Source organism: Trichocoleus sp. FACHB-6 (genome assembly GCF_014695815.1).
In the GTDB taxonomy this organism is placed as follows: domain Bacteria; phylum Cyanobacteriota; class Cyanobacteriia; order Cyanobacteriales; family FACHB-T130; genus Funiculus; species Funiculus sociatus.
This window is the reverse complement of sequence record NZ_JACJOY010000096.1, coordinates 64,072-87,603: the sequence shown is the minus strand read 5'-3', so window position 1 is coordinate 87,603 and position 23,532 is coordinate 64,072. Positions and strand designations below refer to the sequence as shown.

The 23,532-nt window shown below is 43.9% G+C and carries 17 protein-coding genes, 2 pseudogenes and 1 riboswitch; of the genes and pseudogenes, 8 read left to right on the top strand and 11 right to left on the bottom strand.

What is annotated here, in order from left to right:
• Positions 1-5 precede the first annotated feature (5 nt).
• Both H6F66_RS18705 and H6F66_RS18700 read left to right on the top strand, forming a co-directional pair.
• Positions 6-6,023, top strand: coding sequence for a hybrid sensor histidine kinase/response regulator (locus H6F66_RS18705; RefSeq protein ID WP_190424064.1), 6,018 nt, complete (start codon positions 6-8; stop codon positions 6,021-6,023).
• On the top strand, positions 6,020-7,600 hold the full coding sequence (locus tag H6F66_RS18700) for a response regulator (protein ID WP_190424062.1): 1,581 nt from the start codon (positions 6,020-6,022) through the stop codon (positions 7,598-7,600). Before H6F66_RS18705 ends, H6F66_RS18700 begins: the two co-directional genes overlap by 4 nt.
• A gap of 412 nt (positions 7,601-8,012) precedes the next feature.
• Here H6F66_RS18700 and H6F66_RS18695 read toward each other — a convergent pair whose 3' ends face one another.
• Both H6F66_RS18695 and H6F66_RS18690 read right to left on the bottom strand, forming a co-directional pair.
• Positions 8,013-8,222 (bottom strand): hypothetical protein, encoded by a 210-nt coding sequence (locus H6F66_RS18695; protein WP_199295270.1) that lies wholly within the window; start codon positions 8,220-8,222, stop codon positions 8,013-8,015.
• A 134-nt stretch (positions 8,223-8,356) separates the two neighbouring features.
• On the bottom strand, positions 8,357-9,469 hold the full coding sequence (locus H6F66_RS18690) for a heparan-alpha-glucosaminide N-acetyltransferase domain-containing protein (RefSeq protein ID WP_190424060.1): 1,113 nt from the start codon (positions 9,467-9,469) through the stop codon (positions 8,357-8,359).
• A 211-nt stretch (positions 9,470-9,680) separates the two neighbouring features.
• On the opposite strand from H6F66_RS18690, the gene H6F66_RS18685 reads away from it, so the two are divergent.
• Positions 9,681-10,109 carry a nucleoside deaminase gene (locus H6F66_RS18685; RefSeq protein WP_190424059.1) on the top strand — a complete coding sequence of 143 codons (429 nt, stop codon included), beginning with the start codon at positions 9,681-9,683 and terminating at the stop codon, positions 10,107-10,109.
• Between the two features lie 9 nt (positions 10,110-10,118).
• Here H6F66_RS18685 and H6F66_RS29450 read toward each other — a convergent pair.
• Positions 10,119-10,310: pseudogene (locus tag H6F66_RS29450) on the bottom strand (LuxR C-terminal-related transcriptional regulator); the annotation flags it as partial.
• Positions 10,311-10,709: 399 nt separating this feature from the next.
• Here H6F66_RS29450 and H6F66_RS18680 point away from each other — a divergent pair.
• Both H6F66_RS18680 and H6F66_RS18675 read left to right on the top strand, forming a co-directional pair.
• Positions 10,710-11,435: a PEP-CTERM sorting domain-containing protein gene (locus H6F66_RS18680; protein ID WP_190424057.1), complete on the top strand. Its 726-nt coding sequence runs from the start codon at positions 10,710-10,712 to the stop codon at positions 11,433-11,435.
• A gap of 111 nt (positions 11,436-11,546) precedes the next feature.
• Positions 11,547-11,969 (top strand): P pilus assembly/Cpx signaling pathway, periplasmic inhibitor/zinc-resistance associated protein, encoded by a 423-nt coding sequence (locus H6F66_RS18675; RefSeq protein WP_190424055.1) that lies wholly within the window; start codon positions 11,547-11,549, stop codon positions 11,967-11,969.
• 285 nt (positions 11,970-12,254) lie between these two features.
• On the opposite strand, the gene H6F66_RS18670 is transcribed toward H6F66_RS18675, so the two are convergent.
• The gene (locus tag H6F66_RS18670) at positions 12,255-12,896 is read right to left on the bottom strand and encodes a uracil-DNA glycosylase (protein WP_190424053.1); all 642 of its coding nucleotides are present in this window, start codon (positions 12,894-12,896) and stop codon (positions 12,255-12,257) included.
• Positions 12,897-13,037: 141 nt separating this feature from the next.
• Positions 13,038-13,168: riboswitch (cobalamin riboswitch) on the top strand.
• 36 nt (positions 13,169-13,204) lie between these two features.
• Here H6F66_RS18670 and H6F66_RS18665 point away from each other — a divergent pair.
• On the top strand, positions 13,205-14,191 hold the full coding sequence (locus H6F66_RS18665) for a sirohydrochlorin chelatase (protein ID WP_190424051.1): 987 nt from the start codon (positions 13,205-13,207) through the stop codon (positions 14,189-14,191).
• Positions 14,192-14,273: 82 nt separating this feature from the next.
• A complete protein-coding gene (gene sipA, locus H6F66_RS18660) occupies positions 14,274-14,585 on the top strand; it encodes a regulatory protein SipA (protein ID WP_190424049.1) in 312 nt (103 codons plus the stop codon).
• A gap of 111 nt (positions 14,586-14,696) precedes the next feature.
• Here sipA and H6F66_RS18655 read toward each other — a convergent pair whose 3' ends face one another.
• The 7 genes and pseudogenes from H6F66_RS18655 to H6F66_RS18625 all read right to left on the bottom strand — a co-directional run bounded on the left by H6F66_RS18655 (position 14,697) and on the right by H6F66_RS18625 (position 22,133).
• Positions 14,697-15,062, bottom strand: a complete 366-nt coding sequence (locus H6F66_RS18655) for an aspartyl protease (RefSeq protein WP_190424047.1) — start codon at positions 15,060-15,062, stop codon at positions 14,697-14,699.
• A pseudogene (locus tag H6F66_RS29445) lies at positions 15,059-15,363 on the bottom strand (hypothetical protein). Before H6F66_RS29445 ends, H6F66_RS18655 begins: the two are co-directional and overlap by 4 nt.
• A 144-nt stretch (positions 15,364-15,507) precedes the next feature.
• On the bottom strand, positions 15,508-16,359 hold the full coding sequence (locus H6F66_RS18645; RefSeq protein ID WP_347269405.1) for a lysophospholipid acyltransferase family protein: 852 nt from the start codon (positions 16,357-16,359) through the stop codon (positions 15,508-15,510).
• Positions 16,360-16,536: 177 nt separating this feature from the next.
• A complete protein-coding gene (locus H6F66_RS18640; RefSeq protein WP_190424045.1) occupies positions 16,537-18,294 on the bottom strand; it encodes a pentapeptide repeat-containing protein in 1,758 nt (585 codons plus the stop codon).
• A 295-nt stretch (positions 18,295-18,589) separates the two neighbouring features.
• A complete protein-coding gene (locus tag H6F66_RS18635; RefSeq protein ID WP_190424043.1) occupies positions 18,590-20,119 on the bottom strand; it encodes an Ig-like domain-containing protein in 1,530 nt (509 codons plus the stop codon).
• A gap of 123 nt (positions 20,120-20,242) precedes the next feature.
• A complete protein-coding gene (locus H6F66_RS18630) occupies positions 20,243-21,025 on the bottom strand; it encodes a TIGR03943 family protein (RefSeq protein WP_190424041.1) in 783 nt (260 codons plus the stop codon).
• A gap of 97 nt (positions 21,026-21,122) precedes the next feature.
• On the bottom strand, positions 21,123-22,133 hold the full coding sequence (locus H6F66_RS18625; RefSeq protein ID WP_190424039.1) for a permease: 1,011 nt from the start codon (positions 22,131-22,133) through the stop codon (positions 21,123-21,125).
• Positions 22,134-22,425: 292 nt separating this feature from the next.
• Here H6F66_RS18625 and H6F66_RS18620 point away from each other — a divergent pair, with 292 nt between their 5' ends.
• Positions 22,426-23,523, top strand: a complete 1,098-nt coding sequence (locus tag H6F66_RS18620; RefSeq protein WP_199295268.1) for a GGDEF domain-containing protein — start codon at positions 22,426-22,428, stop codon at positions 23,521-23,523.
• Positions 23,524-23,532 lie beyond the last annotated feature (9 nt).

Sequence of the window (23,532 nt, the reverse complement as noted above, 5' to 3'; positions counted from 1 at the left end):
CAATAATGCTTACTCATCCCGCCTACGAACTTACTCAAGTTTTGCATGAAGGTATATCTACAATTATTTATCGCGCTTCCAGACAGTTAGATAAATCTTCCGTAATTATTAAAGCTCTTAAAGCAGAGTATCCCACCCTGGAAGAGCTGAGTCGGTTAAGACATGAATATAAAATTTTAGAAAATGCAGTAGATATAGAAGGAATTGTTAAGCCCCTAGCCTTAGAAAATTATAACAACGGTTTAGCGCTAATTTTGCCAGATTTTGGGGCAGAATCGCTGAAAAAATATTTAAGCGATCGCTCTCTGGAAGTAACTAAATTCCTAAATATAGCCATACAGCTAGCATCCACCTTAGCACAACTGCATCAAGCCCAAATTATTCATAAAGATATTAAGCCTGACAATATTGTAATTAACCCGCAAACTGGGCAAGTTAAATTCATCGACTTCAGCATTGCATCCAGCCTAGAGAGAGAAAATCAAACGCTTGGCAACCCGAACTTACTAGAAGGCACACTCGCCTATATGTCGCCAGAGCAAACTGGCAGAATGAATCGGTCAATTGACTATCGCACCGACTTTTATTCCTTGGGCGTTACGTTTTATGAAATGCTAACGGGTAAATTGCCTTTTGAAGCGCTTGAACCGCTGGAATTAGTACATTGCCATATTGCTAAAGTTCCAGTTCCACCTCATCAGGTCAATTCACAAATTCCTGAAGCTATTTCAAATCTTGCAATAAAATTATTAGCTAAAACTGCTGAAGAACGCTATCAAAGTGCGGAGGGATTAAAATTTGACTTAGAAACTTGCTTGCTAAAATTGCAAACTACTGGAACGATTTCTAATTTTATACCCGGTAGTGCAGATAAAGCAGCTCAATTACTGATACCACAAAAACTTTATGGTCGTGAAGCAGAAGTTACTACCCTTCTGAAAACATTCGATCGCGTTGCTGCTGGCACGACGGAAATAATGCTGGTATCGGGTTACTCCGGCATTGGTAAAACTGTTTTGGTGAATGAAGTTCACAAACCTATTGTGCGGCAACGTGGCTATTTTATTGCCGGAAAGTTTGACCAGTTTAAACGGAATATTCCTTATGCTTCTTTAATTCAAGCTTTCCAATCGTTAATTCTGCAACTGCTAACCGAAGGCGAAATAGAAATCCAAGCTTGGAAAGAAAAATTGCTATCCGCTTTAGGCGATAACGGACAAGTTATTATCGATGTTATCCCTGAAGTCGAATTAATTATCGGCAAGCAGCCACTCGTACCGGAACTAGGAGCAACAGAATCTCAAAACCGTTTTAGTCGGGTTTTTAAACAATTTATTAGCGTGTTTACAACCGAAAAACACCCTCTTGTTGTGTTTCTGGATGACTTACAGTGGGCGGATTCGGCATCGCTGAAATTAATTGAACTGTTGATAACTGATAGCGATAGCAAGTATTTATTGCTCATTGGCGCGTATCGAGATAACGAAGTTTTTCCCACCCATCCGACTGTCCAGACAATTGAAAAAATTCAAAAAACAGGTGCGGCGGTAAATAATATCGTACTCAGCCCGTTACAACTCATTCATGTTGAAGAATTAATCGCCGATACTTTAAATGAATTTGTTTTTCCGGAATCGCTATCTGTAGAAACACGGAATTTCGCGCGGTTACTCTTCAACAAAACGCAAGGCAATCCTTTCTTTTTAACTCAACTCCTCAAAACTCTTTATCAAGAAGATTTGCTGGGTTATAACTTACGCTCAAGTGAGTGGCAGTGGAATATTGAGCAAATTCTGGCGATTGGTATCACTGATTATAATGTTGTTGAGTTGATTGGTAGAAATATTCGCAAACTGCCGGATGAGACACAGAAAGTATTAAAACTAGCAGCTTGTATTGGCAACACTTTTAATTTAGAAATTTTGAGCATTGTCAATGAAGAAACCACCTTAGTTACTGCCGCACAGTTGTGGTCTGCACTTCAGGCAGGTTTGATTTTACCCCTAAGCAATGATTACAAAATCCCTCTGGTATTTAATCAGGAGGAATTCGGCGGGATTACCTTAACAGATGTCAAGGTTGACTACAAGTTTTTACATGACCGCGTGCAGCAAGCCGCTTATTCTCTAATCCCAGATGAAGAGAAAAAACAGACTCACCTGAAAATTGGTCAATTACTACTGCAAAATACAACGCCTCAAGAACGAAAAGAAAATATTTTCGCACTGGTTAACCAGCTCAATTATGGTACTGGCCTACTAACTTCTGAATCGGAAAAATACGAACTAGCTCAACTCAATCTTATCGCTGGTCAAAGAGCCAAAGCAGCAACAGCCCACGATTCCGCCGTTAAATATTTGCAGGTGGGTTTATCTCTTCTGGTAAGAGATAGCTGGGAAAGCCAATATGAATTGACATTAGCACTGCATGAGGAAGCAGCAGAAGCAGCTTTTTTGGGCGGTAATTTTGAAGGAATGCAGAGATTCGTTGAGATAGTACAGAACTCCGCTAAAACGCTGTTAGAGAAAATTAAAGTGTATGAAGTCCAGATTCAAGCTTATGTTTCGCAGAACAAGCTACTAGAAGCAGTGAATACAGGGCTACAAGTTTTAAAGCTGTTAGGGGTGGAGTTTCCCCAAGAGCCGAACCCGTCAGATATTGGGCAGGCACTAGGGGAAACTGCGGCAATTTTGAATAGCTTGCAAATTGAGGAATTAGTTGACCTGCCTCAAATGACCGCTCCCTATAAATTAGCAGTTATGAGACTTTTATCAAGTATCTTTGCTCCTGCATACATGGCTGCGCCAGAACTGGTGCCCTTGACAGTGTGCAAACAAGTAAGTTTATCCGTCCAATATGGTAATGCTTCCGTATCTCCCTTTGCTTATGCTAATTATGGTCTTCTTCTTTGTGGCATTGTCGGAGATATTGATTCAGGTTATCAGTTCGGTCAATTGGCTTTAAATCTAGTGTCAAAGTTGAATGCTCAAGAAATCAAAGCCAAGACAGTTGGCATAGTAAATATATTTATCCGACCTTGGAAAGATCATCTTAGAGAAACCTTAGAACCTTTTGTGTCAACTTACGCTAGCGGAATGGAGACGGGAGATTTAGAATGGGCTGCCTATGGTCTACTAATGTACTCCTGTTTCGCTTACTTTAGCGGCAAAGAACTGACTATCCTTGAAAGAGAGATGGCAAGAAACAGAGATGCTATTCATAAAATCAAGCAAGGAACAGCGCTTAATTATCACGAAATCTATTGGCAGGCCACCTTGAATCTGCTCGGAAAAAGTGAAAATACTTGCTGCTTAAAAGGTGAAGCATGCGATGAGCAGATCAGGTTGCCATTGCACAAGCAAGCAAACGATAAATTGGGAGTTGCCTACATATATTGGAACAAACTTTTACTTAGTTACTGGTTTGAAAATTATTCAGAAGCAATTGAAAATACTGCCCTAGCAGAGAAGTATTTGGAGGCGGTAGTAGGATTGCCCCTTGTTCCTCTCTTCCATTTTTATGATTCTTTAGTACGGCTAGCAGTTTATGCCAATAGCTCGCAGTATCAACAAAAGGACATTCTTAAACGGGTACAAGCGAATCAAGAAAAAATGCAGAAATGGGCGCATCATGCCCCAATGAATTTTTTGCACAAATTCTATTTAGTAGAGGCAGAACAGCATCGAGTTTTAGGAGAAAAAGTAGAAGCGATAGAGAATTATGATCGCGCCATTGCCCTCGCCAAAGAAAATGAGTATACCAACGAGGAAGCACTCGCTTATGAACTCGCAGCCAAATTTTATCTGTCATGGGGTAAAGAAAAAATTGCCCGCACCTACATGACCGATGCTTATTATGCCTATATGCGTTGGGGGGCTATTGCTAAAGTCAAGGATTTAGAGTCAAAATACCCGCAATTAATAGCGCGATCGCTTGTCACAGAAACCCCCTTTAACTTCGACTTAACTGGAACAATTACCAGTCTAACCACCACAGGTAGCCAGGCAGAAATTCTGGACATGGCTTCAGTAGTAAAAGCGTCTCAAGCCATTTCCGGTGAAATTGTCTTAGAAAACCTGCTAGAAAAATTAATGAAAATATTGATAGAAAATGCAGGTGCTGAAACTGGCTTGCTCATTTTATCAAAGCAGGGTCGATTCTTTATAGAAGCAGCCGGAAATAAAGAGCAAGTACAAGTGCTGCGATCGCTTCCTGTATCAACCAGCCACCAGCTACCTGTCTCAGTAATAAACTACGTCACCAGAACTCAGAAAGATGTCGTTTTAAACGATGCAGTTCAGGAGAAAATATTTAACACCGATCCTTACATCATCCAAAATCATCCAAAATCTCTCCTGTGTGTCCCCATCATCTATCAAGGCAAGTTAACTGCCATTCTTTATCTAGAAAACAATCTAATTGCGGGTGCATTTACGCCGAAACGTATAGAAGTTCTACGAATATTATCCTCGCAGGCGGCAATTTCAATTGAGCATGCTCGTTTGTACACCGATTTAGAAGTAGCCAACGCGAGTTTAGAAGCGAAAGTAGAAGAACGAACCCAAGAGTTACAGGAAAAAAATGTGCGCTTGCAAACAGCAGAAACAGTCGCACAATCTGCCAACCGTGCCAAAAGTGATTTCCTCGCGAGTATGAGCCACGAACTCCGCACGCCACTTAATGGCATATTGGGTTATGCTCAAATCCTCAAACGCGATAAAACTATAACTGACTCGCAAAAAGATGGTTTAAACATCATTCACCAGTGCGGCGAACACTTGCTGAACTTGATTAATGAAATTCTAGATTTATCCAAAATCGAAGCTAGAAAGATGGAACTCCATCCGACAGAATTTAATTTTACAGAATTTCTAGAAGGACTAGCTGAAATCTGCCGCATTAAGGCGCGGCAAAAAGGCATTTCATTAATTTATGAACCGATTACATTGCTTCCTACCGGAGTCCGAGCCGATGAACAAAGGTTGCGGCAAGTATTAATTAACTTGCTAGGAAATGCCGTAAAATTCACTCAAACTGGCGGAGTTGCTTTTAAGGTAGGTTATCACGAAGGCAAAATTCGGTTTCAAGTGGAAGATACGGGATTGGGGATGGCACCAGAGCAATTAGAAGAAATATTTTTGCCCTTTCATCAGGTCGGAGACCACAACCTCAAAACTGAAGGAACTGGATTGGGATTGGCAATTACCCGTCAATTAGTTGAGTTGATGGGTGGCGAAATTAAAGTAAAAAGTACCTTGGGTAAAGGGAGCATTTTCTTCTTTGATTTAGACTTGCCGGAAGCCTCTGACTGGGCCGATAATAGGAAAGAATACAAACTAAATATACAAGGTTTCAAAGGCTATAAACGCAAACTTATCATAGCAGATGACAAAAAAGAAAATCGCTCGCTATTGGTCAAAATGTTATCGCCTTTAGGGTTTGAGATAGTGGAAGCAACAGATGGACAGGACTGTCTCAATAAGGCTGAGGAATTGAATCCTGATTGCATCTTAATGGACTTGATGATGCCTCAGTTAAATGGGTTTGAAGCTACTCGAAGGATTAAGCGATCGCCAGAACTAAAAGATGTGGTAGTGATTGGCACTTCCGCCAGCGTTTTTGAGTTCGATCAGGACAAAAGCAAGGAGGCGGGTTGCAACGATTTTCTACCCAAACCTATTCGAGTAGAAGACCTGTTAGATAAGTTAAACGTTCACTTAAACTTGGAGTGGGTTTATGAGGAAGGCAATAGTGAAAATGCAACTATGCACCCAGAAGAAAATTCTCAGGCTACTAGACTCAAAACTCAGCATCCGCTTGTAGCCCCTCCTACAGAAGAGATTGCTGCTTTGTTGGATTTAGTAATGATGGGCGATCTCAATAGTATTGTCGAAAGAGCGGTTAACCTGGAAAAAAAAGATGTGATGTTTGCGTCTTTTGCCAGAGAAATACAGGAATTAGCTAAAGGTTTTCAGGTTAAGAAAATACGCGATCTTCTTAAAAATGTAGGAATAAATAAATGAAAAGCACAAATACTAATAACGGCGTAATTTTAATCGTTGACGACAACCCAACTAATTTAAAAGTCCTGTTCAAGTTTCTGGCTGATTCTGGCTTCAAAGTTTTGGTAGCTGAGGATGGCGAAGATGCGATCGCGCAGGTGGATTATGCACTGCCAGACCTCATCTTATTGGATGTACTCATGCCTGGTATGGATGGCTTTGAAACTTGCCGCCACTTGAAAGCTAAGGAATCAACGAAAGAAATTCCCGTAATTTTTATGACGGCGCTTTCTGAAACGGTGGATAAAGTTACAGGTTTGAGTCTTGGAGCCGTAGACTATATTACTAAACCACTTCAGCATGAAGAGGTTTTAGCCCGTGTCAAGGTTCATTTAAGCTTGCGAAATCTAACTAAAAAGTTACAAGATCAAAACGTGCGTCTTGAAGAGGAGATTGAAGAGCGTGCAAAGGTAGAGGCAGCTCTATTAACGCTCACCTCGGAGTTAGAAATACGAGTGGCAGAAAGAACGGCTGAACTTTTCCAATCAAATCAGCTGTTGACGGGATCGAATCAGCAGCTGAAACAGGAAATCCAAGAACGCATCGCTACAGAAACTGCATTGCAGAAATCAGAAGCACGTTATCGACAACAAGCCAATCAGCTAGAACTTGCCTTTCGCAAACTTCAAGAAGCTCAAAGCCAATTAGTTCACAGTGAAAAAATGTCCAGCTTGGGACAATTGGTTGCAGGTGTGGCACATGAAATTAATAATCCTGTCAACTTTATCTACGGCAATCTTACCCACGCACATCATTATAGCCAAGACATTCTCGGACTCTTGAAGCTCTATATTAAGTATCTTCCATCACCGCCGCCGGAGATTCAGGAGTACGTTGAGGCTATAGATTTGGAGTTTTTGATTGAAGATTTGCCCAAATTGCTAGCTTCGATGAAGGTGGGAGCCGATCGCATCCGCGAGATTATTCAATCGTTGCGACATTTCTCCCGTGTGGATGAAGCCCAAATGAAGCCAGTGGATATTCATGCTGGGCTGGATAGCACGCTGTTGATTTTGCACAATCGGTTTAAACCTAGTGCTAACCATCCAGGTATTCAGCTTGTCAAAGAATATGGCAAGCTGCCACCAGTAGAGTGTTATGCAGGGCAGCTCAACCAGGTGTTTATGAATTTGATTGCCAATGCAATTGATGCGTTGGAGGACTATGACAAAAATCGATCGCCCGAAGATGTTTACTGTTCCCTGAGCTTAATTCGGATTCGCACGGAAGTAACCGATAGTAACTTCGTGACTATTCGGATTGGGGATAATGGCCCTGGTATAGCACCTGAAGTACGCGATCGCCTATTCGACCCGTTCTTTACAACGAAACCCCCAGGTAGAGGTACTGGTTTGGGCTTGTCTATTAGCTACCAAATTGTCGCCTCCAAACACGGTGGTCAGATAATGTGTATTTCAGCGCCGGGACAGGGAGCCGAGTTCATAATTAAAATTCCGATTCGACGACAGCCTCTGGAATCGGCTTGCCAATTAAGTAAGTTGGAAAAAAAAAGCATAATTTCGGCTAGTGTCCGGTAAGTGTCTGTCTACCGAAATCTGCGGGGCTAAAGCCCCGCAGAAAATTACGCAATTTCAAGTAACTTTGCGCTCAGATCCCAGAGCTTTTTAGCTTTGTTCTTATCGCTAACTTGGTCAGATTTTTGCACAAAAGACTGACGACCTGGTTTCTGGGGATTCCCCGAACTCCAATACACACCAGGCTTTAGCTTTGCTTATAAGCAGCATTTCCTTACCTTTTTTACCTATTCAACTACTTTTTTGGCATATTAGGTAATCAAGAGCCAGAATTATTTTTCGTTCTCCAGCTTTTGCATTATCGGCTAAGACTAATAAATAATTTTTTTCTAGTTTAAATGTATAATTTGTAACAGACGAATAGCCAAGAGGATGTCGCGATCTAAGGTATAAGGTACGCGATCGCTGCCGCGACTCACTCGCCTATTCGCAGTAATCCATGCCGGACACCATAAAACAGCCGATTTAGTAATGTTTGTTCTTGTTCGTCCAGCCAATCCTTAGCTAGTAGGACATACTTCAGCTGATACTGGTTAATACGAGTAATCCGCCGCGAGACAAATATCTGAGCAACGATATCTTCAATAGTGACTTCGATAGGAAAAAACTCAATCGGCATAATCATAGAAGAAATTTGATATTACCAATTTCAACTTTTTCCGTAGAATCCTAAGCGATCGCAATCTATAAAATCAGGTGACAAAGCTCTAACAACTCTGTGATCCCTGTCATTGCGCGAGTGAAAACCTAAGCGATGCCTCAAATTTTGACAAACCACCGTTGGCGATACATCGCGTAGCAAATCGCCCACCAGAACAACAATGTTAGTACGGCAAACACCAGGGAAGCATTCATCGGACTTGCCCAAGGCAAGAATAAATGTTCGTAGATCCAGGTATAGGTGCTGGGTGCGTTTTCACCAGTTCCGATTTTAGTTTTGACGAGAATTTTAATCAGCAGAACCGAAGCGACGAAGACGAAGATAGCATTCAACCCCATCACTTCAAACGGTTTCCCCCAGCGACGATTTCGGACTTCAATTAATTCATAACAGGCTGCTAGTAATAGCAACGCCCAACCAGAACTGAAGAGGACGTAGGAACTCGTCCACAACCTCTTGTTGATGGGAAATACCAAACCCCACGCCCAACCTACACCCAAGCAACCGATGCCAAACAGTACCAAACCGATACTGGTGCGCCTTTGGACGGGTTGGACACGTAACCAGTCACCTGTAAAGTAGCCAATGAGGACGGTGACAATTGCTGGGAGAGTGCTGAATAAACCTTCGGGATCTCCCATCGTTTTAAAAGCGTCGCCTGGATGCAGATGCTTTGTACCAATTATCAAGCGATCGATATAAGAGGCGAAGTTTCCTTCCGGCGATGATAAGTTTCCAGCGCCATAATCGGGAACGGGAATAAGAGACATCGCTACCCAGTACCCGATGAGTAATAGTAGCGCGATCGCCCACTGTCCTTTTCGCGGTACGTTGATAACTATCAAGGCGGCAAATAGGTAAGCTAAGCTGATGCGCTGCAACACTCCCATGATCCGGATGGTGTCCCAGTTGTAAGTCCAGAAACCATTCAGCAACAAACCGAGGACAAACAGAATTGCCACTCGGCGGAAAATTCGCCTGTACACGGCGGCGGTGGGACGGTTCCCTTCGTTGTACTTGGAAAGGGAAAAGATCATTGCCACACCAACTATAAATAAGAAGAAGGGAAAAACTAAGTCTGTCGCCGTGCAACCGTGCCATTTGGCGTGTTCCAAAAACGGATAAACTTGGTCGGCGACTCCCGCTTTATTGACGAGGATCATGCCTGCGATCGCTATCCCGCGAAATACATCGAGTGAAGTTAAACGCATAGTTAATTTACAGAAGTGTTCCAGTTGCTGCACGAAAGGTTGAGGAATTTTCATCCCTCTGTAGGAATAGGACAATCACTGTGATGATTAAGTTAGCATCGCGGGGTAGAAAATCAAAACGATTAATATTAAAGTAAACAGAGTGCAATGCTAGTTCTTGCCCTTCAACCACAGAGTAAGCAGAAATTTTTTGCCTTTTTAGAGGATTAATATGAATCCAGAAGATTTTATGAAAATAGCGCTGGAAGAAGCAAAGATTGGAGATGCTCCTTACGGTGCAGTTATCGTTAAAGATAATCAAATAGTCATTCAAGCCCACAATACTGTAAAGACGGATAGCGATCCAACTGCCCACGCAGAAGTTAACGCGATTCGCGGTTTAACAACCAAAATTAAGAATCCTTCTTTAGAAGGTTATACGTTATATACAACTTGCGAACCATGCCCAATGTGTACGGCGACTTGTATTTGGGCAGGAATATCTGAAATAGTAATTGGGGCTTCGATTCAAGACTTGATTGATGCTGGTGTTTCTCAAATAAATCTCAGCAGTGAAGAAATTATTGCGAAGGGCTTTAAGAAAATAAAAGTTACCAAAGGTCTTTTAAAGGACGAATCTCTGCAATTATTTAAGAGTTAATTCGGCTCATCAAGCTGGGGTAAAAATTAAATTGGCAAAAATTGCGGGTCGAGTGCGATCGCGCAAACTTAAGCTGCTTAAAATATTGGTTACGTGCTTTTTCACTTTTCCTTCAGAAATATAAAAAGTTTGGGCAATTTTTCAATAATTGGCACCAGCGCCAATTAAACGCAAAACTTCCCTTTCTCTGGGTGTTCGTTCATCCCAAAGAAAGGGGAGCCATTAGTCGGTTGTTAGTTGTTGCAAGCTGTTTGTAAATAAAATTTAAGATGCCTGAACTACTCTCTGTGGCTAGATCCTCCCTAATCCTCCTTAAAAAGCAGGGAACCGCGTCAAAAGCCTGAAGTCCGGGATCTACATCTTTGCTTACAAACAGATTGTTAGAGATGCGATTGACTTTATTTGTGCTTATCTAGCACAAATAAAGTAGAAAAATCGGCAACCTTTACGGCTTTTATATTACTAAGTCAATTCGTAGTTACCCGGAATAAAGATGTATTAATTAATAAATTCATATGTAATTAATATAGCTTTACTATAACTTTAATGAAAGCTTTGATTTTTGCTTTTATTATCAGTTGAGATAGAAAGGAAAAACCCATGAAAAAACTCTTGACATTAGCAGCTTTAACGCTCTTTATTCCGCTATTTCACGCGAAAGCGGAAGCAGCCACTATGATTAAGGTTTCCCAAGAATCAAGGGCAGGAGTAGGGGACTTTAACAGCAACATTTTAGGATATATCAAAGCCTTCAGTACCACCAAGACAGCAGCCGAGTACTATAAGTACAGTTCGCACTACTACGGTGGATTGTCTAATGATGCCTCACTGGATTTAACTGCTAAGCAATCTCACCTTTTCTTTGTAGATGCTGCCGATGGGCTGTCACTATTCACTGTGCATGATAAGCCGGGTAATGTAATTGGTGGCGCAGCAAAAATGCGTTTCGATTTGTCGGGGGATACCGCCTCATTAAAGATGGTAGACGATCCGGGGGAAGCGATCGCATCTGCTGATGGCACTGTCTTCATCGCAGATCACGCCTGGTCGCCCTGCTGCACTGATGGTTTAGCTATAGGTTCCCTGGATGGCAACTGGGAAATGAAGGTGCAATTCACTGGCTGGTACAGAGGGTTGAACGCATGGAAAGCGTATTCATCGTCGTCCAAATCGTCAACTATTTCGCTGGCGATGCAAAATTATCGGAGAGTTCAATTAAACGTAGTACCCGCTTCTATCCCTGAGCCTTCCAGCATCGCCTCTATTGTTTTTGCTAGTTTTCTGGCGTTAGCTGTACTTCGTCGCCAACGCAAGGGCATTTTGTAAAAGATTATCCGTGACGAAAGTCATGGTTGGGTTTAGGACTTTCCTCGGATGCAATCGAGAATATTTTTTGTTTACTATAGAGAGAACGAACCGGAAAAAGGATAGAACACGGTGAAACTCAAACTGATTTCGATGTTAGCTGGAGCGGTTGTATTTTTCGTTCCCTTCACTTCAAGTGCAGCTTTTGCCCAAACCAATTCGCCAAGCGCCCCGGCATCTAGCGGATTGATGGGTATCGAATTAACTCCGCAACAAAAAACTAAAATCGAACAGATTCGCAGTAATACTCGATCCCAAATTGAAAATATTCTAACGGCAGAGCAAAAAAATAAATTTAAAGCTGCTGTGGGCCAAGGTCAGGATATGCGTAGGGCTTTCGCGGCGATGAATTTATCTGACCAGCAGAAAACTCAACTGCAAGGTATTTTTCAGTCGGCAGCATCGCAGTTTTCCGCAACGCTTACTCAAGAACAGCGGCAGACAATTATGGAGAATATGCGATCGCGTCAGCAGCCGCAACAAAACCCGAAATAAGTTTCATCAGCATCAAATAAAAGATGATGAACTTGTCTGTTGTTAGAGTCAATCTTTTCCCTCAGATTCAATATGCTGGGGCAGAATGTTCTGCAAATTGTGGAAATTGCGATCGCTTCCAGAAACCTCTTTTGGTTGCACCTTAGCTGATTTTCTTGACTCCCATCACCTGTGCAACCATTACTGGGGAAGCTGACTTTGGGCAATGTGCAAGCCTTATCTGGCGTTGAATTAGATGCAAATGCGGGGCAGCCATTGTGTCTGCCTCAGCAGCCATCAAGTATTTTATATTAGGGTGTTCATCACATTTTTAATGCCATTATTAAATTTATTTTTTCCCCCATTAGCGGGGTGTCGAACTTTCTGAAAAGCCAATCCCATTTTTGCGAGAGTTTTTTCAGCTTCGTTTCCGACAGCTACAACAATATTTATATCAAATAATATAATTAAGTCTTTTAAAAAATACTCCCCAATATTTATTTCTTCTTTAGTGGGCGTTCGATTAGATTGCTGATTTCCAACTTTAAAAGGATGAAAAGGGAAGGCATTCCAAAGTAAAGGGATTTGCTGATACTTTAGCAAGGCTTCCCAAACAATGGTTGCACTCTGCTCTTTATAAACTCGATCAAACTCATTAGTTTTCCGGTAGCCCCTGGATTCGCCAAATAATCTAATTTCATCAAATCCATTTAATAGAATAAATTCACTGGTAAAAGGAACACCTGTTAAACGACATCCTCTATGCCCTGGAGCTTCTCCAACTAACAAAATTTGGCTGTTTCTTTCTGCTAGATGTTTCAAGTATAAAAATAAGTTTTCTCTTCTGACCTCATTTACCAAAAGGTCGTAAGAATACTGATTAAACACATTATTGCTAGATTTAAAATTAGATAGCTCTTTGATAAATTTGTGAAATTTATCGTTCATTTCCTTGGGCGTTATCAAAGAAGTAGCATCAGATTTCAAGAGAAAAAAGAGAGAAGAAATCGGAAGCAACCTATAGTAACTTTGGTAGTCAACCCCTCCCCCCGCATTCTAAGTGTAGTCGAATCAGCTAAGATAGCAAGGCAAACGTGAACCGTAACAGGGTAGGGAAACTCCGGTGTAATTCCGGGGCTGTGCCGCAGCTGTAAGCGATTTTTGTCCTTGGGTATGACGAATCGTTAGCCAGAATGCCTACCTGTTGCGAGGCGCATTCTATTTCCTGCGTTGCACAGGAAAAAAGTTGTAAATCCATGCCTACTATCAATTCAACCACTCTAATTACTCAGTCCTTGGAATTATCACCACTACCGCTACACCGCCCGTTATTGATGATTGGTCATGGTACAAAAGATAATGACGGACGGCAAAGTTTGCTGGATTTTGCGGCAGCATATCAAGCTTTAGACACCTCTAGACCTGTTCTTCCTTGTTTTCTAGAACTCACTGGCCCGACAATTCAGGAGGGGGTAGATCGGTGTGTGGAGGAGGGTTACACGGAAATTTCGGTGTTGCCGATTTTGCTATTTGCGGCGCGACACAATAAGTTTGATGTGACCAATGAGTTAGACCGGGCAAGGGCTAGACATCCCCAGTTAAAGTTTTACTACGGGCGACATTTTGGGATTACGCCTGGGATTTTGGATTTGTGGCGATCGCGTCTTGCTGAACTAGACCAACCTCAATGGAACCGTTCAGACACCGTACTGCTATTTGTCGGTCGCGGTTCCAGCGATCCCGATGCTAACGGCGACGTTTATAAACTTGCCCGGATTGTGTGGGAAGGTAGCGGTTATCAGACTGTGGAAACTTGCTTTATCGGCATTACCCACCCACGTCTAGAAGAAGGTTTCCGTCGCGCCAGACTCTACCAGCCTAAACGAATTATTGTCCTGCCGTATTTTCTGTTTACAGGAGTCCTGGTTAAAAAGATATTTGAAATTACTGCCCAGCAGCAAGAACAATATCCCGACATCTCCATGACTTGTCTGCCAGAAATGGGCATTCACCCGCAGTTGTTGTCTGTATTGCGAGAACGGGAAATCGAAACCCAGCTGGGACAAGTCCAGATGAATTGTGAAATGTGCAAATTCCGACTAGCAGCAGTTGGGAACGGTAACGGACACACTCACGATCATCACCACCACCACCATGACCACAGTCACGACCATTCCCACGCCGCCGCCGATCCCTATGCGAATTTAGAGCGTTACCATGAGAAGATTTGGCAAGCGCCTTGAACAAATGGGTAATAGGTAGTAGGTAATAGGTAATAGGGCTAGATGTTCCTACCAATTACTCATTACCGTTTACCTAAAACTTATGTCTAAAGAATTTTCAATTGGTGAGCGAGTCCGGGTGGTAGCATTGCCACCATACGTCAAAACAGCGGAACCGATGCCAATGCTGCGTCCTCCTGATGTGATTCAGCTTGGGGAAGAAGGCATTGTTATGGATCGTCGTCCGGGGGGATATTGGGGTGTCCGGTTTTCCACGGGAGCTTTTTTGATGGATAGCCAGTATATTGAGGCTGTGTCCGTGACAACTGAATCAATCCAGTCAGGGGTAGAGGTGACGGATAGGACAGCGCACACCACATCACCTGAACAAAAGTATTTTGTTGACCCCAGCTGAGTAGAAGGATGCGATCGCACTCCTTGTATACTGCTATAGCCAGCTACTCGCACTCTATTTTTTGTAGCGTTCTGTGCGATGACGGTTCGTTTTTTGGTAGAGTGCGATCGCTCATTCCCCCAAAGTCAATAATCCCTCCCGAAAATTCACCACTAGAGGCAGATTCATTAACCACTGCGAACCTAACAATATTTCTGTTATTTCTTCCCCTGAAAAAACTGGGATTTCAAACTCTTGTCCATTCAATAGCACCTTACCCAAATAAATATCAAAAGATGCTTCTCCCTGTGCTGTACGCAGTTCTTCCCTACGCATAAAAGCCCAATCAAGACCATCTAAATCTTGTTTGTTCATTGCCACGAAGCCTGTAAAACCTGTATCCAATAGCACATCTACCGTCAGATTTATGCCAGCAGCAGTAATCAAATCTATTTCAAAATATAGCTGACCCCTGCTGCCAAAAGTAGCCTGAATCATATTCTGCCTGTGGCTCCCGTCTCATTCAAACAAAAGATACAGTGGATAGAATTTAGGTGCTTATCATTTACCTTTTGATGAGCCATCATTTTATTAGCATCAATGAAATAATCACCACTGTCTGGTTCAACGGCAATATACCAGCCATAGTGTTCCTCGATTAAATTGGGGCGCACTCGCTCAAGAATTATCCGACAACGCTTATAAAAAGCTTCATTTTCAGCTTTGTGTCTGGCGATAACGTGCGTTCTGGAAATACTCGACCGTTACGGGCGTATTTTTTTGGAGTTGCTTCAGTCATAGTGTTAAACATCTGTTGCAGTTGCTTTTCTTTTAGGCAAAAAAAATTGAACCCCTATGGTTATGGATTGAGAAATTCCAGGAAGAAAAGAGGGCAATCGCTTTCTTTTCTTCCTGGAATTTGCGTCTTTGTGGCTAATTTATTTTAGCTACTTGCCCTAACACTGAGAATTAAACTATCGAGTTCCAACTGCATATGAAAACAAACTTTTTCATAGCAATCATTTACATAATCACGACAAAGCGCCGCGTCACGACCATAACGCTCAAATACAATTGGCGCACATACGCGAGTATGAATTTGTATTGGTAGAGGAAAATTTGGTAAAGGGCCAATTCCCAAACCCCAAGGCAACCCTAAATAAATCGGAAAAACACCCGTATCCAAATCTAATTTCCAGGGAAACCCCCATTCATGTACTTGGCGTACCTGGTCATAAAAATCTGCCAAAACAATCAGAGTATCGTGAGCGCCATAAGAAATAATTGGTACAATTGGCACCTCTTCCCGTAGCGCCAATTTAATAAATCCCTTACGCCCTGCAAAATGAATGCGATCGCGCATATAGTAGGGACGAAACAAATCTTCAGCACCTCCGGGATAGACCAGAACAGAAGCATCTCGCTGAAGGGCAGCGATCGCCATCTTCGGATGAGCAATAACTGCCCCTACCATAGAGCCAGGGATGGCGAAAATAGGAGACTTCCAAGCCGCCGGGTGCATTAGCCCGTAAATCAGGCGATCGTAACCAAACCGGCGAAACCAGTCATACATGAACATAGACGTATCGGGTGAAGCCAAGCCGCCATTATGGGAACCCACAATCAGCATTTTTCCCGACTGGGGCATGTGATGCCAGCCATCAGTTTCAACCCGAAAATAGTAGCGGTAAAACCATTCCCAAATCGGCATCCAAGATTTAATTGCATCGGGATTTCGCTCTTCTAAAGACCAACCATCAAATTGATGGTGAGATGCTTTACCCTTATTCAGCAAAATGTTTGTAAAAGTTTCAAAATAATCAAACAATGGTTCTCAACCGCCTTAAACATAGGGAGTGGGGATTGGGGACTGGAGGCTGGGGACTGGGGGCTGCGGACTAGGGACTGGGTAAGATTCTTCCCAATCCCCAATTCCCAATCCCTAATCCCCAATCTTCAATTCCCAATTCCTTCATTTTCGCGGAAGGTCGGGCCAAAGGAGAGCGATCGCTAGCCGTACTGATTCTCCCACCATCGAAAAACGAGCTGCCTTCGCCGCCGTTTCCTCCCACCGTAGCAACTGCTGCTGAAACATCGGGTCAAGACGCGCCCGCTTCACAATTGCCTGACTAATAACTGACTTTTGGATTTCCTCTGTCGAGATCCCCTGAGTTTTAAGGAAATTCAAAAGCCGCTGTACGCTGTCCACAAACTGGTCTGGCGTTTGGGAGAGGATAATCATTTGGATTTGCTTGACCACTTCTTGATACATCCGCAGCCGCTGATCTGGTGAGGGTGGCGGTGGCGTTGGTTGTGGTGGCTGTACTGTTTCTATCACATTTTCTGAGCGAGGCTTGATTTGCAGCAGATCCAGCATGGCTTGGCGGGAAGAAGTGACCCGCCTAAGCATTTCCGGGTACAACTCGCTAACCCGTTGAGCAAGAGTTTTGGCATTCACGAAATGGCTGGATACCAGCCGCAGCAGATACCGAGCCTCTAATTGTTCGTAAGACTTAATACTCAGTTCTAAGTCAGGGCAATCTAGTTGTACCTGAGCCAGCGTAAAGACTAGCGCTTCCCAGTTAGGAGATTCTTGCAAAAAAACTTCTATTGTGGTCGAGGCATTAGGATCATTTTTGCCATGTTCGGGATCTTGCTTGCCTAGTTCCCCCGGCTGAAAATCGCGACCCACAGGAAAGCGATCGCTTGGTTTTTTAGTAGCGTAATTGAACCGAGTAAAAACATAACGGCAATCAACCTTGGAAAAATCTACATCCTCAATGTGCCAATTACTGATGCAACAGCCAGTCATGTGCGCCTGGTCGAGATTGGTGCGAATTAAATGACTCTCCAAAAGACAGGCATCGACCAAATTAGCCTCACTTAAAGTGGCATCACTCAAATAAGCACCGCTCAAATCTGCCCGTTGCAGATCCGCAGAGCGTAAATTTGCCTCGCTCAAATCGGCACGTAACAGATACACATCCTGCAAGATAGCTCGTAATAAATAAGCTTTTCTTAAAGTTGCCTTGAGTAAATAAGCCCCAGTCAGATTAACCCGACTCAAATCAGCACCGTTAAGAATTGCTTCGCTCAAATCTGCCCCCGCCAGAATTGACCGATGCAAGTTTGCGTCACTCAAATTTGCCCCTCGCAGGTAAGCGGCGGTAAGGTCAGCTTCCGTTAAATTGGTGCCAACCAACTTCGCCTCTCGTAAATTGGCTTCTTCCAGATGAGCTTCCCGGAGATTTGCGCTGCTGAGGTTAGCGCTAATTAAACTAGCGCGACGCAGATTTGCCTCCATCAACTCCGCCCCAATTAAAATAGTGCTGTTGAGTTTGGCGGATTCTAGATTAATCTGATCCAGCTTAGCCCTCTCCAGGTTAGCACCGCTCAAGTCTGCCTCTTGGAGAACTGCCCAGTTGAGGTCTGCTTCTTGCAAGGTTGCTAAACGCAAGTCTACTTTGCCCAATTTTGCACGGCTCAAAGTTGCAGAATTGAGATTGGCAGCGTTGAGGATAGCGCTACGCATATCAGCTTGGCGCAGACTTGCCCCGATGAGTTTGGCGTTACTTAAAGTTGCCCAGCTGAGGTTAGCACCAGTCAAGTCAGCCCCAGTCAAGTCGATATCGCGCAGATTGACCCCACTGAGGCTAGCTCCACTGAGGTCAACATGGGAAAAATCGCGCTCTCCTTGTTTATATCGGTCGAGAAAATTATGTAATTGCATGGGGCGGTTGCCAGAAAGCGATTAGCCGCTAGGAATAAGCTAACAACTCCACTTAAAGCGCCTGTGGTTAATTATTCCTCAGTCTACCCAGATACAGCTAAACACAGAATGAAGGCTGTTACCCGCTCATGGCAATTTTTTAGTTCCTGGGCTGCGGCCAGGGAATGTTAAGAGTGGGGCGAAGAGCCTCACCGATAGTGCAAGCGTTCTTTGTGATTGCAGCCTGGGAACAAGGATATGGCGAGAAAAAATTTCTCCTTGTCCCCAGCCCCTAGTCCCTAGCCCCCAGTCCCTTTTACGGCAACCATCGGGGCTGTAAGCCTGGTAAAGGTAGCTGTTCGGGTTGCATCTGGGTGCGGGGTTCCCCTGGTTTTGAGGAGGTTAGGGGAAGCAGCCAGAGGTTACTGGTAGCGATCGCTTGCCCTTCATCTGTTCTCAAACCATCCGCTGTGGGGGGTATTCCGGGGGAGGTGACAACTTGATCGAATAGCAGCGCTAACCCATCTGGTGACAAACTCATGTGAATGTCGCGCTGGGTGGGCAATAGCAACAGCGGCTTCACGGCATTTGCATCCAGAGGATTTGTGGAATTTTTGATGTCAATTGCGGCAATGTAAGGCTGTTCTTGGTAATCTATTCCAGTGAGTAGCTGTGTTAGCAGACAGTAGAGTATCTCCTTTTGGGGAGCAAATTCGCAACCCAGAATTGAGCCGTTTGTCCGCAGGAGTTCTTTCTGTACGCCAGAGTTAGTGACCAGAAAAAGCGATCGCGTGTAATCTGTGTTGAATTTAACGAAAGTGCCTGCCGATCCATCTCTGGCGAACCCTAGCACTAAACCAAATTTCGGCAGAAAATCCAACGGCTTTGCGGCTGGGGTGAGTGGCAGAATGGCGATACCTTCTCCTTGAGCGATCGCGACTGTCTCACTATCTGGCGCTATCAAAAATTCTCCTCCCGGTTGGTTTTTCAAAGGTTGTGGTGGAGCATCTTTTCGCACTACCCACAGTCCGAATTCTGCGGGATTTTTGCTGTTCACGCGCTGCACAACAATTGTTTCCCCATCCGCAGACAAGTCAAATTTGAGATTTTGGTAATCTTTGTTATCTAAAACTACGTTCAGTCTGCCTGCTGGCGGTGAGTCTTCGTTGGATTTTCCGGAATCAGAACTTATTCCCGTGGTTACGTTGTAAATTTGTTGTTCCGACAAGCCTGGTTTATTATTCCTCGAATCGGTGGCAGAAAACAATATTTTTTCGCCATCTGGGTAAGGCTTAAAGTCCATTACTACCAGGTCTTTAGGTGTCAGAACTATTTTTTTATTTTGAGTAAAGTTGTAGAGGATTAATTGCCCTTGTTCTTCCTTCTCAATTCCCAGATAAACCATAGCGCGATCACGGGTGCGAAACTCTCCCGTAAACGGTTGCATTTCCCTTCCTACACGACTCGTTCCTATGCGCTCGGTTGCCCCCTCTAAGCTTACTTTATAAGCTGTGTCATAAGGCGCTGGGGAAGTTAAGGTATAAGACATTTTCCGTCCTGCCCAGCTGAATTTTCCCGGCAAAGATGGCTCAATACGCAGATTTGCTTCCACACTGCCACGATCCATTGGGCGGCTAAAGGTGAGGATGAAGGAAGGATCATCAGCACCTACTTGTTTTCTCTGCCAGCTGAAATCTCGCACACGAGGCCCGGTGACTAAAAGGCAATTGGTGCCACTGCCGCAGGCATTGCCACCCCACAACATTAGCCCTATTACCAGACTCAGCACTAGCATTAGCGCTAAGGCAAGGCGATCAATTGGTTGAAGAAATTGTTTGGAAGTCATTGGTCAGTTGTCAGTTGTCATCTTAAGAGTTGTCCAGTTATCAAGTTGAAACGTTATCAGGTTCTAGCCGCTTTGTAACCTGATAACGTTCAAACGCCAATAGACAACAAACAATCCAAATAGTTAATAATCATAGGGATTCTTTGGTGGGTCTATTTTTTTAAGTGAATTTGCTTTGATGGTGAGTTGGCGTTTACCTTGGAAGGTTTCGGTAATCATCTCACCTTCGACTTCTAACCAAGTGTCGGGGATATAGGCATTGCGATTTTCAATCAATTTTACGGGCAACCCTACTGGATAAGCATCTGCTGCACAGCAGGTAATTATAAATCGGGATATTAACAGGTATTCTGGCGGTAGTTCTGGTGGATGAACCACGAATCCTTGAACTTTGGCTTTCTGACCTGTGTAGGCGTCGGGTTCGGGGTTGAAGTTCAGCGTCCGAACCCAGTCAATTAGCGATCGCTGTTCCGGTCGTACTGAGGAAGTAAATGCTTTGGGATGCGATCTGGTAAAGCTAATTGATTCAGTAACACCCCGTTCTAGTGCTGTTGTAGAGGTAAACACGCGGGGGGCAATTACTAAACCCAATATGGCTGTCACTAGCAGCAAAATGCTACTCCATCCAGGGGGAAACAAGGTGATATGCTGAAGAACCGCTACAGTCCGATTTCGCTCCCTACCATTAAACAGTTCTTGGAGCAGTTGTACAGCTTTCAATACCGCCAAGATTAACAAAGATATACCAGTTACAATCACCAGCCAGAAATAATCTTCGTGAATCAGTAAGTATAATTCCCCTGTGATCCGGTATTTTAGCAGCAATATTCCCCACGCCAAGAGTGCCAAGACATCCAAGCTAGGGATGATAAATTTTTGGGAAATAAGCTTTGGTTGATTGGTCATTGGTCAAGGGGGGACTAGGGATTGGGGATTGGGGATTGGGGATTGGGAGTTGGAAGCACTCTTAGCCAGTACAACCAGTACAACCAGCCCCCTGACATCAGAAAAAGTAGGTATACAACAAGGTAAAGATGAAAGTCAGTTGGGCAGCGAGTCCAAAGAGATAGAATACTGCTCTGGGTTTAAGAATTGATAACATCAATCCGATGCCTTTGAGGTCAATCATCGGGCCAAATACCAGAAAAGCTAGTAAAGATCCACTGGTAAAAGCTGAGGCAAAGGAGAGGGCAAAAAAGGAATCTACGGTTGAACAAATCGACACCAGTGCAGCCAATACCATCATGGCGACGATGGAGGTAATTGGCCCTTGACCAAGACTTAGGATAAGTTCGCGGGGTGCGAGTACTTGAATAGCCGCTGCGATCGCACTTCCCAAAATTAACACGCCTCCCAGTTCCCGCAGCTCCTGCACTGTATTATCTAGCAACATCCGCAGCTTGTAGGGTAGCGGTTTTGTGCTTATATTACCCGCCATTGTGTTGCCAAGAGCAACGGCATCCATTTGCACCGGCCCAGACTGTCCCAGCCAAAACGTTCCCGATTGTAGCAAGGTGGGGGTGTTATCTTCCTGTCTTGATTTTGATTGGGGACGGGGTATGGCGCAAGCGATCGCTGGTTGCAGGATTGGTTTCAAATTACTCTGAATGCTGAATACGGAAGCAATGATGGTTGCGATCGCTAACGAAAATACTACCCGCAACACGACAATTTCCGGCTGATCTCGAAATGCCACCCAGGTAGACCAGATCACAATCGGATTGATTGTTGGCGCTGCCAGCAAAAACCCAATCGCTACTGGTGATGGCACCCCTTGCATCAGCAACCGCCGCGCTACTGGCACATTACCGCACTCGCACACTGGAAACAAGAAGCCTACACAGCTGCCCACAAAAGCCCCTAAAATTGGGTTCTTCGGCATGGCACCAATCAGCTTCCGCTCATCGATAAACAACAGCAGTATACCGGAGAGCAAAACCCCCACTAGCAAGAAAGGCATTGCCTCTACTAGCAAACTTAAAAACAAGGTGAAAGCGTTGTGCAGTTGATTCATGCTGTTGGTCGTGAGTAGCCTTTTCTAGCTTTTTGCGGCTGCCAAGCCATTTTAGCGGTAATTACTGTTGATTTGATGAATGTGGTATTCGACGAGGTATTGTTGCAATTGTTTCAATTGTTTCTTTCAACATCCCAAACGTATAAGTATTTTCCTCAAACAAAGAGAAATGCTGGTTCTCTAGATTACAAATTTATAGGTAATTTTGAGTAATTTCAGCATTTTTGCTGATGATGTATTTCTGATTACACTGTAAATTTACTCAAGACAGTAAGATATTTATAAAACATTTATGAATCAGGCTCAAGCTTTAAGACTGGATATCAGTTATGTAGCGCAACCTGACATGAATGCCCTTGGAGCACCGCCCTTGTCACTCCAGGTAAGCGATCGCTATTTATCCTTACAATCCACGCTTCAGGAACTATCACTGCACGATGGTCAGGTTGAAACCGATAAAATCGGCAGGGAGGTGGCTGGGGCTTTCAAAGCTAATCCTCTCCTTCCAGGCATCATCTTAAACCAGCAAGGTCGTTTGGCTGGGATGATTTCCCGGCGGCGATTTTTAGAATTCATGAGTCGTCCCTACGGGTTAGAATTGTTTTCTCAGCGACCGATTGAGTGTTTATACCGAGCTGCTCAAACGGAGATGTTAACTTTTCCAGGGGAAACACCGATCGTGACGGCGGCCCGTCGGTCTTTAGATCGACGCCCTGAGTTACTTGATGAACCGATTGTGGTAGAGGTCGCACCGCAAGTTTACCGTTTATTGGATGTACATCAATTACTGCTAGCTCAGGCGCAAATTCATGAATTGGCAACCCAGCTGGTGACTCAACTCTACAACCAGCTGGCAATTACAAACCAACAGTTACTACACCTGGCAAGTTCTGATAGCTTAACTGGGGTTGCCAACCGTCGCCGTTTTGATGAGTATTTCCTTTCTTGCTGGCAACAGATGCAGGAAAATAGTTCTGGGCTATGCCTGATTCTGTGCGATGTTGACTTTTTCAAAAAGTATAACGATACCTACGGTCATCAAGCAGGTGATGACTGTTTACGGCAGGTAGCTGCTGCCATTGAGCAAACGGTGAAGCATCCTGAAGATTTGGTAGCACGTTATGGCGGGGAAGAATTTGCCATAATTGTGCCGCACACGCCGCTTGCTGGTGCGGTTCATGTTGCAGAATCTATTCAACAGGCAGTCAAAGCTTTGAAAATTCCCCATGCTTGTTCAGAGGTTAGCGAGTACGTCACCGTCAGTTTAGGTGTTGCCATCGGTTTTCCCAGTCCAGCTTTCTCACCATCAATGCTGGTTACGGCAGCTGACGAGATGCTGTACAAAGCAAAGCAGACTGGACGCGATCGCGTTAGCGTATGCAGCTTTTAGTATTTCCAG